A 1,654-nucleotide genomic window follows, 5' to 3' on the forward strand; every position below is an offset into this window, starting at 1 on the left:
AGAAATAGATACAAACTACATGGAATTTCTGAATAGAGATGGTCATACCCTTAGCGAATTTCTTGCATCTAATCCCGAGGCAACATTTGCAGACTTCGAACCCTGGTGCGAATACAAAGCTATTAGTACGGATTTCCTGTCAATAATGAAACTTAAGGATACTACCGGTTCCACCGTTTATCTGAGTGGAGCCTACAAAAATTCTGCTGGAAAGAACATTGCCGATGGGAATCTCTGGTTTATCTACGTGAAGGTAAAGGCTATAACAGGAAGGACTGCCGCGGTTTTCAGCAGTGTCTCATTTGTTGATACTGCTTTGGTTGAAATTCCAGTTGATTCAAGTGATCAGGGACTTTTCATTGTGAAGTAATGCCGGAATAGGGGAAAGCGAGTAGATAAGTGGCCGGGGGAGGTAGTTGGATGAAAAGGGCAATCGGATTTGTCGCCATTGGTTTACTGGTTCTGGTAATTGCGGGATGTTTCTCACTAGATCAGAAAGCAGTTAATTCTGAAGAGGTTTCCTTCATTCTGAATGATGACGGCTCAATATCCATTAAGGCGCTGAAGGAGCTTACGGGGATAGATGTGATAGTAGCAGCCTCTATTGAAGAAGAAGCTATAACAGTTGACGATTCCCTCCTGAAGATAGTAACCCATAGCGATGAAGGCACAACGAGAATAGCAATAGTCTCGACTTCAGCAAACATAAGGGAAGGGGAAGAGATAGCCAGAATAGACGGTAATTTCACTACCTTGAAGAACCTGGTGATATCTTCTTCTGCTAAATATCTTGAAATGCCTTCGCCAAAGACTCAGGCAAAGCCTCCGTTCCCGGATGGTATAAGCATAGTAGACGGAAGCATAGACAAAGCCTCTAATGGCTACTTTCTCGTTCACGCTGAAAATGTCAATGGATTTGCCGGAGTTGAGATCACCATAACTTACGATCCACAATACATAATCATTGACAAATCTAAGGGAGAACAAGGAGTAACTCCTCTAAACTCATTCGGAACGGGACTACTAATAGTTCAACACACCGAAAACACGATTACGATAACCTCGGCCTTCAACTCGGCAAAGAGTGTCAATTGCGAATATATCTACCAGATACATTTCGTGGCCAGTCTCATAGAGGGAAAAACATTGATTGGACTATCGGGAGAGGTACGCGATGCAAACACCGGACTAATCCAAACAGTGTTTCATGATGGTGAGATTACTATAGGTGGTCCCAAACTGATTGGTGACTTTGATAATAGCAACAAGGTGGATCTTCCAGACTTCATATTGTTTGCCAGAAGCTATGGAAGCGTACTTGGAGGAGAAGGCGAATATATTGAAACATACGATATTGCGCCTGCGGAGGACAAATACCAGGGAGTATGGGCGGGAATATACGACAGCTGTGCTCCGGATGGAGAGATAGACCTTGTTGACTTCATAATCTTTGCAAGAAACTATGGGAAGAATAAGCCAAACGAACCGCCCTTCATATCTGTGCCCGATCAGCAGGTTGCCCAAGGTGACACATTGGAACTGGATCTTCTAAACTATTCATCCGATCCCGAAGGGGACAGCCTGTTGTTCATACTTGAGGTTGATTCCCCGGGAACGATAACCGATTCAATCTACTCATACACGCCGGATTTCG

General features: G+C 43.9%; 1 protein-coding gene and 1 pseudogene. Both read left to right on the plus strand.

All coding sequences use genetic code 11. The features are described 5' to 3' along the window. Window positions 1-370 (plus strand): hypothetical protein (locus tag RJ60_RS15750; RefSeq protein WP_180980001.1); only part of this gene is annotated, 370 nt, incomplete at its 5' end. 50 nt (window positions 371-420) lie between these two features. Further along, window positions 421-1,654 (plus strand): annotated as a pseudogene (locus tag RJ60_RS15320) (hypothetical protein); the annotation flags it as partial.

The sequence above is a fragment of the Mesotoga sp. B105.6.4 genome, from assembly GCF_002896535.1.
GTDB lineage: Bacteria > Thermotogota > Thermotogae > Petrotogales > Kosmotogaceae > Mesotoga.